The sequence below is a fragment of the Bradyrhizobium genosp. SA-4 str. CB756 genome, from assembly GCF_000473125.1.
GTDB classification, from domain to species: Bacteria; Pseudomonadota; Alphaproteobacteria; order Rhizobiales; family Xanthobacteraceae; genus Bradyrhizobium; species Bradyrhizobium arachidis.
This window is the reverse complement of sequence record NZ_KI421499.1, coordinates 2396577-2411751: the sequence shown is the minus strand read 5'-3', so window position 1 is coordinate 2411751 and position 15175 is coordinate 2396577. Positions and strand designations below refer to the sequence as shown.

General features: G+C 62.8%; 13 protein-coding genes. 6 read left to right on the top strand and 7 right to left on the bottom strand.

What is annotated here, in order from left to right; genetic code table 11:
* The first annotated feature begins 6 nt into the window (after positions 1-6).
* Together BRAGE_RS0111845 and BRAGE_RS0111840 are read left to right on the top strand one after the other, a co-directional pair.
* The gene (locus tag BRAGE_RS0111845) at positions 7-1164 is read left to right on the top strand and encodes a DUF305 domain-containing protein (RefSeq protein ID WP_084334353.1); all 1158 of its coding nucleotides are present in this window, start codon (positions 7-9) and stop codon (positions 1162-1164) included.
* A gap of 176 nt (positions 1165-1340) precedes the next feature.
* A complete protein-coding gene (locus tag BRAGE_RS0111840; protein WP_027559734.1) occupies positions 1341-2123 on the top strand; it encodes a Crp/Fnr family transcriptional regulator in 783 nt (260 codons plus the stop codon).
* A 20-nt stretch (positions 2124-2143) separates the two neighbouring features.
* Here BRAGE_RS0111840 and BRAGE_RS0111835 read toward each other — a convergent pair whose 3' ends face one another.
* The gene (locus BRAGE_RS0111835) at positions 2144-2752 is read right to left on the bottom strand and encodes a cysteine hydrolase family protein (RefSeq protein ID WP_027559735.1); all 609 of its coding nucleotides are present in this window, start codon (positions 2750-2752) and stop codon (positions 2144-2146) included.
* 23 nt (positions 2753-2775) lie between these two features.
* Entirely contained in the window at positions 2776-5097 is a 2322-nt protein-coding gene (locus BRAGE_RS0111830) for an FdhF/YdeP family oxidoreductase (RefSeq protein ID WP_027559736.1), read from the bottom strand.
* Between the two features lie 123 nt (positions 5098-5220).
* On the opposite strand from BRAGE_RS0111830, the gene fdhD reads away from it, so the two are divergent.
* The 3 genes from fdhD (at position 5221) to BRAGE_RS48435 (ending at position 7385) form a co-directional block, all read left to right on the top strand.
* Entirely contained in the window at positions 5221-6078 is an 858-nt protein-coding gene (fdhD, locus tag BRAGE_RS0111825) for a formate dehydrogenase accessory sulfurtransferase FdhD (protein ID WP_084334355.1), read from the top strand.
* Positions 6079-6214: 136 nt separating this feature from the next.
* Positions 6215-6520, top strand: a complete 306-nt coding sequence (locus BRAGE_RS0111820) for a putative quinol monooxygenase (protein WP_027559738.1) — start codon at positions 6215-6217, stop codon at positions 6518-6520.
* A 136-nt stretch (positions 6521-6656) separates the two neighbouring features.
* Positions 6657-7385 carry a transglutaminase-like cysteine peptidase gene (locus BRAGE_RS48435; RefSeq protein ID WP_159073926.1) on the top strand — a complete coding sequence of 243 codons (729 nt, stop codon included), beginning with the start codon at positions 6657-6659 and terminating at the stop codon, positions 7383-7385.
* A gap of 200 nt (positions 7386-7585) precedes the next feature.
* Here BRAGE_RS48435 and BRAGE_RS0111810 read toward each other — a convergent pair whose 3' ends face one another.
* The 5 genes from BRAGE_RS0111810 to BRAGE_RS55805 all read right to left on the bottom strand — a co-directional run bounded on the left by BRAGE_RS0111810 (position 7586) and on the right by BRAGE_RS55805 (position 14418).
* Entirely contained in the window at positions 7586-7969 is a 384-nt protein-coding gene (locus BRAGE_RS0111810) for a helix-turn-helix domain-containing protein (RefSeq protein ID WP_027559739.1), read from the bottom strand.
* Positions 7970-8374: 405 nt separating this feature from the next.
* On the bottom strand, positions 8375-10639 hold the full coding sequence (locus tag BRAGE_RS48430) for an AAA family ATPase (RefSeq protein ID WP_035729628.1): 2265 nt from the start codon (positions 10637-10639) through the stop codon (positions 8375-8377).
* A 309-nt stretch (positions 10640-10948) separates the two neighbouring features.
* Positions 10949-13138 (bottom strand): glycosyl hydrolase family 28-related protein, encoded by a 2190-nt coding sequence (locus tag BRAGE_RS0111800; protein ID WP_027559741.1) that lies wholly within the window; start codon positions 13136-13138, stop codon positions 10949-10951.
* 12 nt (positions 13139-13150) lie between these two features.
* Positions 13151-13774, bottom strand: coding sequence for a class I SAM-dependent methyltransferase (locus BRAGE_RS0111795; RefSeq protein ID WP_027559742.1), 624 nt, complete (start codon positions 13772-13774; stop codon positions 13151-13153).
* A gap of 317 nt (positions 13775-14091) precedes the next feature.
* The gene (locus BRAGE_RS55805; RefSeq protein ID WP_159073927.1) at positions 14092-14418 is read right to left on the bottom strand and encodes a hypothetical protein; all 327 of its coding nucleotides are present in this window, start codon (positions 14416-14418) and stop codon (positions 14092-14094) included.
* Between BRAGE_RS55805 and BRAGE_RS55800 the strand changes: the two genes are divergently transcribed.
* Entirely contained in the window at positions 14404-15171 is a 768-nt protein-coding gene (locus BRAGE_RS55800; protein WP_159073928.1) for a class I SAM-dependent methyltransferase, read from the top strand. The genes BRAGE_RS55805 and BRAGE_RS55800 overlap by 15 nt on opposite strands.
* Positions 15172-15175: the final 4 nt, after the last annotated feature.

Here is a 15175-nt window from a genome sequence, read left to right as displayed (position 1 = left end):
ATCGCCGTGCAGCCGGCTATCTCCCTTCAACACACTGGCGAGAGCACCTCATTACTCTCCATACGTCGGCGGCATTCACGCTGGATCGCCGCTGCCGCGCTCGGCCTCATCAGCAGCAGCTTCTCGACCATCATCAGCCAGCTCTTCGCCGCCCGGATCGGCCGCGATGCCGCGGTCGACTGGATGACGGTCGCGGCCATTCCGGCGCGCGACTGGGCAATCAGCTCCGAGCCGTCGTGGAGCGCGATCCTCGCCGGCATCGCCTTTCACCAATGGGCGGATTTTTCCTGGGCGCTGGTCTTCTTCGGCGCGCTCGGGCGCTGGACCGCCGATTTGCGGCCGCTGACGATCCTGCTGCTCGCGCTGCCCTGGGCGGTGTTCTCCTCGGCCATGGAATGGTTCGTGCTGGTGCCGCTGTTTCCGTTCTGGCAGCCCTTGTTCACTCTGCAACAGCCCTACTGGATCGGCCTGCTCGTCCACGGCTCATCCGCCGTGATGTATCCCCTGTTCGCGTGGCTGCGCTGGATGCCGGGCGACGCACCGGCACGAGACGTGCGCTTCACCAATGCCTGGGTCACCGGCGCGGTTGCCGCGATTGCAGTGCTCGGCACGATCGCGCTGCTCGGCAGCATCGGCTACGAGTTGCCGTGGATGGGCCGCGACAAGGATGCCGACCAGGCCTATCTCCGCCACATGACGACGCATCACACGCAGGGTATCGAGCTCGCGCAGAGCGGCGCCGAACGCGCCCGCGACCCGCATCTGCGCAAGCTCGCGATGCTGATGGTCGCAAGCCAGTCCGGTGAGAACAGGATTTTCGAGACCTGGTGGCTGAGCTGGTTCGACACGGACATGCCGGATTGCAGCACGGACGAACGTGCCGCCATGCCGGGCTTCCTGACGCCGAACGAGATGCGGCAGGTCAAGACCGCGCCGGCGGACCAGTTCGACGCGTTGTTCGTCGCAGCGATGAGCAAGCATCACAGAGGCGCGGTCAGGATGGCTGACCAGATGTGGCACAGCCGCGGTGATCTGCGCCTGCGCATCATGGCTCATGCCATTCGCCACGAGCAGCAGGGCGAGATCGCGCTCATGCAAGGCGTGAGTGGCGTTGCCGCCGTCATCACCGCCTTCCGCAACATGCTCGGCGACAACGTCAATTGAACGCTGGGAACCTTGGTTCGGCGAGCCGATTGACGAACACAGTTCCCTGACCTCACGCGATCATGCGACATGGCTGCTCCCGGCCCATTCGTCGACGCAAACGTATCAAAGGTTAATGCTTTCCGCCGCCCATCTCGGCCAAAGTCCGACGCGGGCGGCGGGCCATCGGACATCGCATGCAAGTAGGATTTGCTTACTCGAGGCTCGCCGATCGTCTGGCGAGCCTTGCCGACCTGACCGCCGACGATCTCGACCTTCTCGCGAACATGCCGAGCGGCATTGCGCATGTCGGCGCACATCAGGCCATTCTTCGCCATGGCGACGAGACGACCCAATGCTGCCTGCTGCTCCAGGGCTATTTGTCCTGGCAGAATCCGGAAAGCGCGGATGGGCAGATCACATCGATTTGCGTTGCCGGCGACATCGCCAACCTGCACACGCTCCATCGCCCGCGCGTCGACGGCAATCTGATTGCGCTCGGCCCCGCGATCGTCGCCCTCGTGCCGCATCGCTTCTTTCGCGAGTTGGCGGCGCGTTCGCCGGCGATGGCGCACGCCCTGCTGCTGATGCTGCTGGCAGATCACGCGATCCAGCGCAACTGGACCGTCAACCTCGGCAGCCGCGATGCGTTGACGCGCGTGGCGCATCTGCTCTGCGAGATCACCACACGTTTGCAAACCGTCGGCCTTGCCAGGGATTTCAAGCTGTCGTCGCCGTTCACCCAATCCGACATCGCGGCCGCTTGCAGCATGTCCCCGGTGCACGCCAATCGCACCATCCAGGAGCTTCGCCGCTGCAACCTGCTGCAATGGCAAGGCAAGACCATGACGATCACGGATTGGCCCGGCCTGGTCCGGCTTGCCGGCTTCGACCCGGCCTATCTGAGCATGCGATCCGGGGAGAGCGATCCGCGGCCGGCGCGACCGAGAGCGGTGCCGGCCGACGTTGCGCTCGCATGAGCTGGTTCGATTCGTGCATTCTACGCGCGCCAGAACTCCGCCAGCTCTTCGGCGGTCACGAGATCCACCTGGCCGTGAAAGCGGGTGCGGTACATCGTCATCAGCGCATCGTGTCCGACGTCGGATGAGCTGCACAGCGCGTCCTCGACGATGACGACCCTGAAACCGAGATCGACCGCGCTAAGGACCGTCGACAGAACGCAGACATCGGTCTCTGCCCCGGTGATGACGACCGCGCCGACGTGCTTTTCGACCAACAGGGTCGCAAGACCGGGATTGCTGAACGCCGAATAGGCCGGCTTGTCGATGACGACGGCCGGCGGAACGAACCGGCCGAGCGCCGGCACCAGCTCGAGCGCGGATGGCGGCAGGTGCCGGCGCGTAGCCTCGCGCCAACGGTGAAAATAGCTCTGCCATTGTCCGGGCCGATCTTCCGGACCCTGCGGCGTGATGAAGCGCGTGAAGATCGTCCTGGCCTGGTAGCGCGAAGCGATGACGGCAATCGTCGGCAACACCCGTTCCATCCACGGCGTCGCCCACAGCCCGCCGGGCGCGAAAATATTCTGCATGTCGATGCAGAGGTGAACGGCGTTCGTGATATCGGCGACTTTCGACGTGCTGTCCCTCATCGTCCTCCACCGCCAGCTCGCGTTCAGGTCGCCGAAATCGGAGCCTCTCCGTCATCGAGGATCTCGGGCGGGATGTCCTTGAACAGCCGTACCGGAACGGATTTCGCCGCGGGGACCTTGCTGCCCTCCGCATAGTGCCAGAGCGGTATCAACACGTTGCATTCCGGATAGTAGCCCGCGACGCTCCTGCGTGGGATGCCGTAGGGCACGACCTGGAGCTCGCTCAAGCTGCGCTCGACGCCATCGCCCGCTTCCGTCACCAGCGTGACGGTATCCCCCGACTTCAGCCCGTCGTCCTCCATGTCGGCAGGATTCATGAACACGACGTAGCGACCGCCCGTGATGCCGCGAAAGCGATCGTCCTCGGTATAGATCGTGGTGTTGAACTGCCCGTCCGCGCGCATCGTCATCAACTCGTAGATGCCGTCGCTTTCGCGCGGCGGCGCGAAGGCCGCCTTCGGAACCGTGAAGTTCGCTTTGCCGTTCGGGGTCTTCCACTTCCGTTCGCGGGCCGCGAGCGGCCGCGCAAAGCCGCCGGGCTCGAACATCCGCGCATTGAAGTCCTTGAATTGATCGGGATAGGTGCGCTCGATGGCGTCCCTAACCTTCGAATAATCGGCGACCCAGGCGTCCCAACCGACATCGGGATTGGGCTTCAATGTCGCTTTGGCGAGACCGGCAATGATCGCCGGCTCCGACAGAAGATGTTCGGCCACCGGCCTGCGCTGGCCGCGCGAGCCATGGATGCAAGCGGTGGAAGCCTCCATCGACACCGCCTGCGCGCCGCTCGCCTGCTGGTCGATCTCAATTCGGCCGAGGCACGGCAGAAGGTATGTGATCTCTCCCGGCACGAGATGGGTACGGTTGAGCTTGGTCGCGATCTGCACCGACAGGCGCAGGTGTGACCATGCGGGCTCCATCAAGGACCGCTCGGGGACGGCGCGCGGGAAATTGCCGCCAAGGCTGACGAAGCCGCAAACCTCGCCCTTCAGGATGCCCTCGCAGGCGTCCACCGTCGACAAACCATCCCATCGGGGCGGCTCGAAACCGTAGAGCTCGGCAAGCTTGTCGAGCGGCACGAGCTTGGTCTTTTCGGAGATGCCGACCGTGCGCTGGCCCTGGACATTGGAATGGCCCCGGATCGGCGAGATCCCGGCGCCACGCTTGCCGATATTGCCGCGCAGAAGCAGCAAGTTGACGATCATCTTCGCCGTCTCGACCCCGTGCCTGTGCTGGGTGACGCCCATGCCGTAATTCGCGATCACGGCGTTCGCCGCCATGTAGGTGTTCGCGGCCGCCAGCATTGCCGACTGCGGCAGGCCGGACGCCCGCTCGATCTCGTTCCAGTCCTGCGCGCGGCAGAACCTCGCGAACTCGTCAAAGCCAGAGGTGTGCTGCCTGATGAAGTCGACATCGATCACGCGCGGCTCGCAGTATTCTACGGCGCGATCATCCGCTTCGATCACCAATTTGCAGATCCCGATGATCGCCGCAGCGTCGCCGCCGACCCGCACCTGATAATATTGCGAGCTGATCCGGGTCCCGCCCGCAATCATCTGGACCGGATTTTGCGGATTGACGAAGCGCTCCAGGCCGCGCTCGCGAAGCGGATTGAAGGTCACGATCGGCACACCGCGCTGCGCCGCCTCCTGGAGCGGATGCAGCATGCGCGGCGCGTTGGTCGTGGTGTTGTGGCCGAAGAAGAAGACGCAATCGGTGGTCTCGAAATCCTCCAGCTGCACCGTGCCGACGGGAACGCCGATCACCTCCGGCAGCGCCACCGATGTGGTCTCGTGGCACATGTTGGAACTATCGGGGAAATTGCTGGTGCCGTACATCCGGCCGAACAATTGGTACATGTAGCTCGCTTCGAGCGAGGCACGACCGGACGTGTACATGATGACGGAACGCGGATCGAGGCGGTTCAGCTCGGCGCCGATCTCGCGGAAGGCCTCGTCCCAGCCGACCGGCAGATATTTGTCGCTGGCGCGATCGTACCGCATCGGCGTCGTCAGGCGCCCCTGCTCCTCCAGTTGATGGTCGGACCAGGTTTGAAGCTCGGCCAGCCTGTGCTGTGCAAAAAACTCCGGCGTCACGGTCTTGCGCGTGATCTCCCAGGCCGTTGCCTTGGCGCCATTCTCGCAGAACTCGAACGGACGCGGTTTCGCCGGCTTGGCCCAGGAACAGCTCACGCACATGTAGCCATCGGACTTGTTCTGCTTGAGCAGGATCTCGCTGCCGAGGATCGCGACCTCTTCCTGTGTCAGGATGTGAGCAACGGCGTTGAGCGAGCCCCAGCCACCTGCCGGAGCATCATAGGTCTCGACCTTTGCCTTTTGCCGCATGACATGTCCTTCGATCGTGCAAGCCCTGCACGCGAAGAACCCGAGATCCGATCGCAAGTTCCTGGACGTTTCGGAACCTTGCTCGCGCTCGCGCGTCGATGAACAGACGTAAGGCAAGCATTCATGCACGGCTCCCAATTCAACGCACGCGATCGTGCCTCTGCCCCCAAGGCCTCGGTGAAAATGCCCCGGCTCACGTCGAGCGGCATGCATGACACGCGCGTCATGGCCGAGGAATGTCCCGTGGCGCTCGTCTACGACGGAACGACCGCCGCCGTGCTGATGGCCAGCCCCGGCGATCTGACCGACCTCGCCCTGGGATTCAGCCTGACCGAGGGGATCATCACGGACATCGGCGAGATCGAGGAGCTCACGGTCGTGCCCAGCGCCGACGGCATCGAGCTGCGGCTATGGTTGCGGCCGAACGCGGGGCGCCTGCTGAAGCAACGACGCCGGCACCTCGTCGGACCGACCGGTTGCGGCCTGTGCGGCATCGAAAGCTTGCATGAAGCCCGCCGCATCGCACCGCCAGTCGAGCGGCCGACTGGCCTCACGTCCGAACAGGTCAGTTCGGCCATCGCGGCGCTCTCCGAGTCGCAAATCCTCAATCACGTGACACGCGCCACTCACGCGGCCGGATTTTTCGAGCCGGGCAGCAGGATCATGATCGTGCGGGAGGATGTCGGCCGCCACAATGCGCTGGACAAGCTCGCCGGCGCTCTCGCGCGCGAAGGGACATCCGGGCGCGCGGGCGCCGTCGTTCTCACCAGCCGCATCTCGGTGGAGATGGTGCAGAAGACCGCTGCGATCGGTGCCGGCGTGATCGTCGCCATGTCGGCGCCGACCGCACTGGCCGTGCGAACGGCGGAGGCCAGCGGCATCACGCTGGTCGGTGTCGCGCGGGGGAACGAATTCGAAATCTTCAGCCATCCGGCGCGGGTGTCGATGTCCGAGGCCGAGGCAGATGCAGCGTCGGGCTGAGCTGCGCAGCCGAATTCACGCGTACATCCCGCGTCCTTCTTACCTGGGAGGTAATCGACCGGCCCCAGTCGCGTGATGCATCCTCACGTCGACTGGCAGCAATTCCCGCCAGGGCGAACATCAAGGCAATTCACCCATGCCGGTTACCTACGTCATCAAGTTCGACGTCGTGCCTGAGCAGCGCGAAAATTTTCTGCGGTTGCTCGGGACGGTGCTCGATGCGATGCGGAACGAGCCGACATTCCACCAGGCGGTCCTGCACCGCGATCCGGCATCCGAATATCGCTTCATGCTCTACGAGACCTGGGAGAGCCATGAAGAGGTCCTGAATGTCCAGATTAAGCGATCCTATCGCGACGCCTGGCACGAGGCGCTTCCCGGGTTGCTCACGCGCGATCGCGATATCGAGATCTGGGAGCCGCTGCGGAGCGACCATCGTTGAATCTTAACTGAAATCACACCATGGCCGCCGCGGCGCCAGAGCTTTCGCGCCGATCCATTCAATTTGAAACAATTGCTTAGCGGGATCGCGAGCGGTCTTTGCGAACCTCCCACCCGGAATCCGGTGGGGAATGGGCATGACGAAGTTCTGCATGGAGGGGCGGACCGCCAGACGGCTTCGCGCGTGGACCGCCGCCGCGGCTGCCGCGGCCGCCCTGTTCGTCTGGGATGCGCTCCCGGCTCACGCCTTCCTTGCCCGACCGGCGCTGTTCGCCGCGATCGGCAACGCGACCAAGGCGCCCAATGGCTGGCTCCAGCTCTGCGCTGCAAACGCCGACGAATGCAAGCCCTCAGCCGATCAGGCGCGCGACGTGACCCTCACGCCGGAGCTGCTCCAGCAACTCTACGACATCAACAAATACGTCAACGATCGCGTGACGTGGACCAGCGATACCGAGCTCTATGGAAAAACCGAGCGCTGGGCCTACCCGCTCGACCGCGGCGATTGTGAAGACATGGTCCTGCTCAAGCGCAAGCTGCTTGCGAAGACCGGTTGGCCCCAGGGCGCGCTGCTCATCACCATCGTCGAGGAGCACGGCCAGACCAGGACACGCCATGCCGTCCTGACCGTCCGGTCCGATCGGGGCGAAATGATCCTCGACAACCAGACGCCGGAAATCCTGTTCTGGTACGAGACGAATTATCGATACCTGTCGCGCCAGAGCGCGACGGATCCAAACGTCTGGGTATCGTTCGGTGCCGAGCAGGCCAAACCGGCCGTTGAGCTCGCGTTGTCGGCTTCGCCGCTTCCCGCGTCGCTTGCCTCGTCCTTCCCCTTGCCTCCCCCTTTGGGGATCAGGCCCTAAAGCGCGATGAGATGAGGATGAATCGTCATCGCGCTTTAGGTTATTGTTTGAGCATAATCTTTTCGGAAAACCGCTGCGCACTTTTCCGGATCATGCCCTAGCGCCATGTCCGTTCCGAGGACATCGGAACGGGGCTTCCGGATTCTCGTTTTGACGCACTTTCCCGATGTGAACCGGCGTTCACTTTGCTCGCAGACGCGCTAGCCCTTCTCGGGGCGCCGGAGCCGCGGCTCCTGGCGTGCACGCAGCTCCTCCTCGTACTTCAGTTTCTCGAGCAACATGTCAGTTACAAGACGTCGCAGTTGCGCGTTTTCCACCTCGAGGCGCTTGATGGTGTCTTCGGAGCTGGCATCGCGCGGAACGCTCGAGCCGATCTCGATCGCGCCGCCTGTCCCATCCATCGCCGGCTCGGGAGATTTGAGCATCTTCTTCCAGCGATGATAGGTCATGATGCTGACGCCGAGCGCCTTCGATATCTCGCGCTGGGTCTTGCCTCTGGCCGCGAGTTGATCCGCCTGGGCCAACTTGTCCGAAATTTCCCGCGAATCATGTCTCCTGCCGACCATCTCGCCCTCTCCGGCCAATGTCCCCGCTTTGCCCTAGCAAAGCGGGATTAGTTAACCTTTTCAACTTACTAATGAAAAGTAGCTTCGTAGCGACAGGCTTGGCGCGAATTGTCCCCACAGTAAAGCCTTCTGCGCGACCATCGCATTGCCGATGGTTAATTTGCGCTCGCCCGATGCCCCCGGCCGGTCCCGCGGCCCTGTTAGCACACACCGGCGTCCTGCCAAAATTCCCCTCCAGACTCAGGTCGCCTTCAACCCCTGGAGCCTGCATCGCAAATTCGATCGCGGATTTAAAGGAAAAATCGGAGCTGCGGCCAGCGGCCGGTAATCCCGCCGCCCGCACGGAGCCACAGTGGGTCCGGAAGATGAGGATGATCTTCTGTTACCCTAAGCTGAGGTTGCGATTTGGCGCAGCTTCAACTTTTAATAATAGCCGTTCTGGCCGCCGACGGCATCCAGCGTCTCATGCCGGCTGAATTCCTTGAGATCGACCTTGTTGAGCACCACGCCGAGCAACCGCTCGTAGATCTCGGGAGCTCCGAGCAACTGCTGTCGCACCGTGTTCTTGCGCGATCGGCCCCACTCGATCACCTGAACATATGAATCGATCATGCCTGCCGTTCCGCGCACCTCGGCGACAGGACCGAGCGGCGGCAGGTCGATGATAATGTACTCATATGTCTCCCGCAGCTGCTCGATCAGCATCTTGAGCGCCTCCGAGCCGAGAAGCTCACTGCCGTGAGCATCACGGGACCCGAGGACCGTCGGCAGGAAGGCGGGCCCGCGCGCGGTGCGAACGGCATCGTGCAGTCCGACCTCTCCGGCGAGAACCTCGAGCAGGCCGCTCGCCGCATCCGGGGCCATCGCCCGGCTCAGCGTCGGATTGCGGAGATCGCCGTCGACCAGAATGACCTTCTTGCCGACATGCGCGATCAGCTCCGCGAAATTGCTGGCGATCGTCGACTTGCCTTCGTCCGGCAGCGTCGAGATCAAACCGACGACCCTGCTGCGCTGGCCCGCGGTGCTGACGTCGACCGCCACCTTGATCGAGCGCAACGAGGCGGCAAACAGCGACGATGGATCGAGCACCACCCGGCCGAGCATCGCATCTGCGCCGGCGGGCATGACGGCAGCATCCTGCATGGCGTTTCGCCGCCATCGCGCGAGCAGGCGCGATCGCGGCGGAGCGTCGAGCAGCGGCACGACGGCGAGGCATTTGACCTGAAGGGTTTCGTGGACTTGCCGCCTGCTCCGGAACACCGGATCGAGCGCCTCGCGCAGGCCGGCAACCGCAAGACTCAGCGCAAGGCCAAGCACCGTTGCGACGCCCAGGACGACGGAGGCCCGGGGGCTGCTCTTCTGCTTGGGCGCGGTTGCCGCGCTGATGATGCGGGACTCGGTGATCGGGAACGATTGCTGCTGGATCGCCTCCATATAGCGCTGGAGGAAGCTGTCATAGATCGTATGGATCGCCTGGGCGTTGCTTTCGAGCTCGCGCAAGCCGATACGCTCGCGGTTGGTGATGCGCGCATCCGAGACCATGTCCGCCAGCTTGTTCTTGATCGACTGTTCCCGAGCCGTCGCGATCTCATAATCGCTCTTGGTGCTTTCGGCGATGCGGCGCAGCTCGTCGGTGATGGACTGGCGGATCTGGTCCATCTGGGCGCGCACATTGATCGCGGCCTGATGGTCGCTTCCATAGCGTTGCGAGAGGAGGCCTTCGCGCGCGGCGAGATCGAGATACTGGTTGCGCAGCCGGATGACGATCTCGCTTCGCAATGAATCCACCACGGAGGCATCGGGGATCTCCATCTTGAGGACCTCCTGGATGCGATCGAGCCGCGCCTTCGCCTCGGTGCTCGCGGCGCGCGCGGTGCTCAGCTGACTGGAAATCTCCGCAAGCTGCTGTTCCTCGAGCGAACGAGCGCTGGCGCTGGCGCCGCCGGCCGCAGGAGCGACGGCGATGTCGAAGATCTTGTTCTTTTCCTTGTAGTCGAGCACGGCGCGATCGACGGCCGAGACCTGCTCGCGCAGCTCGGTGATCCGGTCCTGGAGCCATTTGCTGGCCCGCCGCGTGGCCTGGTATTTCGATTCCAGCTGATCGACGATGTAGGCCTCGGCAATGCCATTGGCGATCTCAGCGGCGCGATTCGGGCGCAGCGAGGTAAAGGCAATGTCGAGGACGTAGGTGCGGCCGACCCGGCTGATGCTGCGCTGACGCAGCAAGGCATCCAGGGCCTGGGACTGCCGGCTTTCGGCGTCCTGCGCCGAATTGCCGGATCCCCAAAGCCGCGCTCCGTTGCCTGCGAACTCCGGGTCCTCCGTCAGCCGCATCTCCTTGACCACGGACAGCCCGAGTCCTTCGGATTTCAGCACTTCGACCTGGGTTTCGACCTGCGTGGTGTCGAGCGGCGTGTCCGAGAACGACACCTGCTGCGGTTGCAGGACACGCAATTTGCTGGAGTCGATCTGCATCATCGCATGCGCGGTGTAGCGCGCAGGCGTCGTCAGCAGATAGACGAGGCCAAGACCGATCGAACAGGCGGTGACGATGACAAAGACGAGATATTGGCGGCGAATGAAGCCCCATATCTGTTCGACCAGATCGGACACGGAAATGGTACCGCCGAGACTCTCGCGGTCGATCTGATCGATTGGCTTGGCTGGTACTGCCGTTCGGGTATCCATCGTTGTCCGCCGAGGATCCGCGCCAACGGCGCGCCCTCGTCCAAATCCTCAACCTTCCGGCCGCGTGACGAGCGTCTTGGGCCACCGGAAACGCTCCGCCGAAGCCGATCGTCCGGTCCCTACGCACAAGACGTATCGTCGCCCGCTTCAACGAAATAAAACAGACGACGTCAGCGTCATCTGCACGTCACAAGTGGCGAGGGCACATGCGATCGCTCTCGCCACTCCGTTCCGATCAGCTCGACACGGCTCAACCATGAACCGGCGTGATCGTCTCGAGATCGTCTACCGGACCGGTCCGCTGGAGAGTCACCTCTCGATGACGTTGACCGTGTTGCGCCGCTCGGTCGCCAGCAGCACGCCGCGGTCGATGACCAGGCCCACGCGCGACGATCCAATGACGTTGTCCTCCACGACGACGTCACGCACGCCCGGAAAGACCGGCGTTACGCCGGTCACCTCGATATGAGCGTCGTTGTCCATATGGTTGCCGCGCACGACCACGGCACGGACCAGTGGCGGTTGCTTCAACATGCCCGGCGGTCGTACCGCCTGAACGGCGATCAAGGCTTCGCCGGACGCAATCGTGCGATCAGGCCCAGCCTGGTATGCGTTGCCTTCGATAATTCGATTGTTGAGGATCTGCACCTGCCAGCTTGGCTGGAAGTGGTGATAGATCAGGGCGCGGTCGAAGAACCCTCCGGTCCTCGTAGCGACGTTGCCGGCAAGCACGTGATTCAAGCCGGTGCCATAGAACTGCGCGGCAACGCCGACGTCTTCGAATGTGTTGTCGACGATGAGATAGTTCTGATGCATCTGGACTACGGTGACGACCGACGTCGCATCGAGTTCGACCGTGAGCTTGCGGTCCAGCGCAACCGACATCGGCCTATCGTTGCCGGCCGGGTCGAAGGCCGCAACGCGCGCGAATTGGCCGGCTCCCCGCCCGTCCGCGACCATGACCACGGCGCCCACCCAGGTCGTTGCGATCACGCGCTCATTCGCCGGCCCCGGCAAGGATAGCCGGTCCGGCGCGACACTCGAGGCAGGACCGAAATAGAAGCCGCCGCCTCCATCACTCGACACCGCTTCGCGATCCCAGCCGTATAACGCCTTGAACACATTGTTGGCGAAGAACACGTTTTCCGAACCGGTGACGTCGGGCGAAAGCGTATTGATCGACCCTCCCGTGCCCTGAAGATCGGCCGCCGTGACGGTGTTATTCTCGAATATGATGCGATTTGCGCCAGTGAACGAGTACCACCCGAACCTGCCGTTGTTCAAAACATTGCCGGATATGACGGTGTTGCTCGGCTTGAACAAGTAGAGCGATCGGCCCGATCCGACGACATCGCAATCGGTCACCGTCAATTTGTCGCCCGTCAGACGAATCGTATCCAGCGATTGGCCGTATTGCCGGTCGATCTTCAGCATCCGCTGAAAGGTTTGCTCCGGAGACATGTGGCCGCGAAAGGCCGAAGCGCGAATGCGCACGCGACGAACGGCGATGTCCGATGCGCTCGGAATCGGCACACCGTTCAGAAAGCCACCAACCACGACGTGGCCGTGCCTGGAGGCGTAGATCGTCAGATCCTCGATGGCGAAATGCGACGTACCGGCGATCAGCGCTTCCGGTGGATCCTCCACGTCCTGCCAGACCAGGTTGACGAGATCCGTGCGCTCGCCCCTGAGGGTCACATTGGATGGGATCAGGAGCGGCCCCGTCATCAAATACCGCCCGCGCGGAAGGTAGACGATCCCGCCGCCGCTCTGTTGGGCGGCACTGATCGCCGCTTTGACTGCCCGCGACGCGTTTATGATGCCATCGCCGAATGCACCATATTCGCGAACGTTGAAAATCGACCGTCTCTCCGCGGCGGCGGCAACGACGTGAATGCGTCCGGCGTCGACGAAATCATCTTCGTCGCCGTCGCCGTTCGAGAGGCGCAAGCGATAGTCACCCGGTGCAACCGTGTCCGGAAGACGAAAACCTCCGTGCCAGAGGCTCCCTGCGACGGACGTCAACGTGACCGGCTGGCCCGCACGTTCCGGAAGCAGAACGAGCTTTGCGCGATCCGGCTGCCGCACGATGTTGCGCCCGAATACGCGCACCGTTTCGCCCGGCGAGACCGTGTCGCCGAGGCTCGCCTGCACCCAATAGACCGCCGGCCTGTTGAGGCGGAGAGAAACCTCGCCTTCCGGATAAGCCAATGTGAAGCGGTAGATTCCCGGAGCAAATTCCTTTGGAACGACAAACTTCACGGATTGCGCGTCCTGCTGGATCAACTCCACGGACCGCGGACCGGCTGCCTGCCCCGACGCGCCGCCCGGAACGCGGCTGATGCTGATCGCCTTGACTGCGTCCAGCTGCGAGCCGGTGACGATGACTGTCTCATCCGGACCGACGGGATCGTTGTACCAGAACACGTGCGGCTGCGCGGCTGCGCCCGCAACCGTCAGTCCGATCAGCGCGAATGCGATGCAGACCGATCGAAACATCGCGGGCGCGTTCTATTTACGGGCAACGGCGAGCATCGATTTCGCCAGCGGGGGGATGCGGCCGACGCGATGAAATTCCACGTCGTGCAGACCCGCTTCCTCGAGAAGCTGGCGAAGGGTCTTGTACGACCAGAACTTGATATGCCCATGGTCCCACAGGGCAGTAAAATGGTGGTCGAGCCTGCCCGTAACCGCCATCGTCAGGTTTTTCCAGTATCCGTGATAGGGCGTGCTGATGATCGCGGTGCCGCCCGGCTTGAGCAGACTATGAACGGTGGCGGCAAATTTGCGCGGGTTGTAAAGGTGCTCGACGACCTCGAGGCTCACGACGAAGTCGAACTGGCCATATTTTTCCATGGCGTCGTAGGCCGAGCCGCGGTCGATCTGGAGATGCGGATATTTCTGCCGCGCATACCGGATGCCGGTTTCGGAGGGATCGACTCCGACGACGGAATGACCGCGACGATGCAGCAGCTCGGTGACCGCTCCGTTGCCGCATCCGAGATCCATCACGCGGGTCCCCTTCCCGCCCCGCTCATCGAGCACGGCAAGCAGGCACGGCAGCAGGATGTCATGCGATCCGTTCAGCTCGGCATCGTCAAAGGTATATCCGGAGATCGACTCGAGCTGTTCCATACACGTCTCCCAGCCGTTGCGCGGCCACGCCCTTCAATGCAGAACGACCCGCGGACATCGATCGCCGATCGGTACGATCATTAGACGAGCGCCGTGACATGGCGGCGAAATCGCAACAACGAGATCGCTATTTTACATCCGCTCCCGCAAGTTATGTTATACATGATATCATTTTCTATTACGATCTCGAGGCGCTTGTCGGGCGGGTTGACCTCCTTTTTGGCCGCATGAACGATCTGGGTCTGCCGGCGGCGAGCCGTGACCGCATGCCGCGTTCGCTACGAGGTGATCCCCGCAATCTCATGGCATGTTACTGGTTATATGATTGTCATCCCGCGTGTGATAGAAGCTGGTCGCGCGACCAGATCGGCGGCTTCGCGGTCGTCTTCGCGCCACGGAATGCCGCTGGTTGGGCAAAAGCACGAGCGATGTCGTCGACGTGCGACACCGCGACCAGACTCCAGGAATGGCCAGATCCCATGAATGTCGCCGCTCGTCGATTCCAAACCAAGGACGTTTGCCCGTTGTGTCATTCCAACGATCTGGGCGATCACCTCATGCTCGACGGCATCAGAGTTGCGCACTGCAATGCATGCGACTTCATGTTCTCGCGCGAAACGATGCAGGCCGTGGCCATCGATCAATTCTACATCGACGGTTATCACGACCAGCGCCACATGGATGGGCAACGGGTCAACGCGACCATCAACATCAACGTGCTGCGCCGGTTCTGCCCGCAGCTCTCTGGCCGTTCGCTGCTGGACGTCGGCTCGGGATACGGCTTCCTGCTCGACAAGGCGCGCGACTGCGCGAGCATCGCCGGGGTCGAATTGTCGCGGGCACAATATGACTATTCGACCAAGACGCTTGGGCTGAAGACCTATCGCAGCCTCGACGATCTCGCGGCCGAAGACCGCTTCGACATCATCACCCTGTTCGAAGTGATCGAGCACATCCCTGAACCGCGCGAGTTCGTCTTGCGGATATGCGAGCATCTCAAGCCTGGCGGCTCGCTCATCATCGGCACCGATAATTTCGCCTCGAATGTCGTCAAAGTACTCGGCGGACAATTCCCGAAATGGATCCCGCATGAGCATGTCAGCTTCTTCACCGGCACGACGCTGACCGGAATGCTGGAGCGGCTGGGACCGTTGAAACTCGCGGGCGTACGCTCGTTCACGCCATGGGAATTGCAGGCGCGACGATTGATGTTCAGCGCGACGGCGGGGCGCAAGGGCGGCAAGACCTACAGCTACGAGACCGAGCGCAATGTCGACGAGGCGGCAGGATATCGCTTCTTTCCGCTCCGCATCGCGATCAACCGCATCTGGTTTGCTCTCGCGAGTGGATCGAACCTCAACGGCGAGATGATGTACATCCACACGATCAAGAGATGATCGT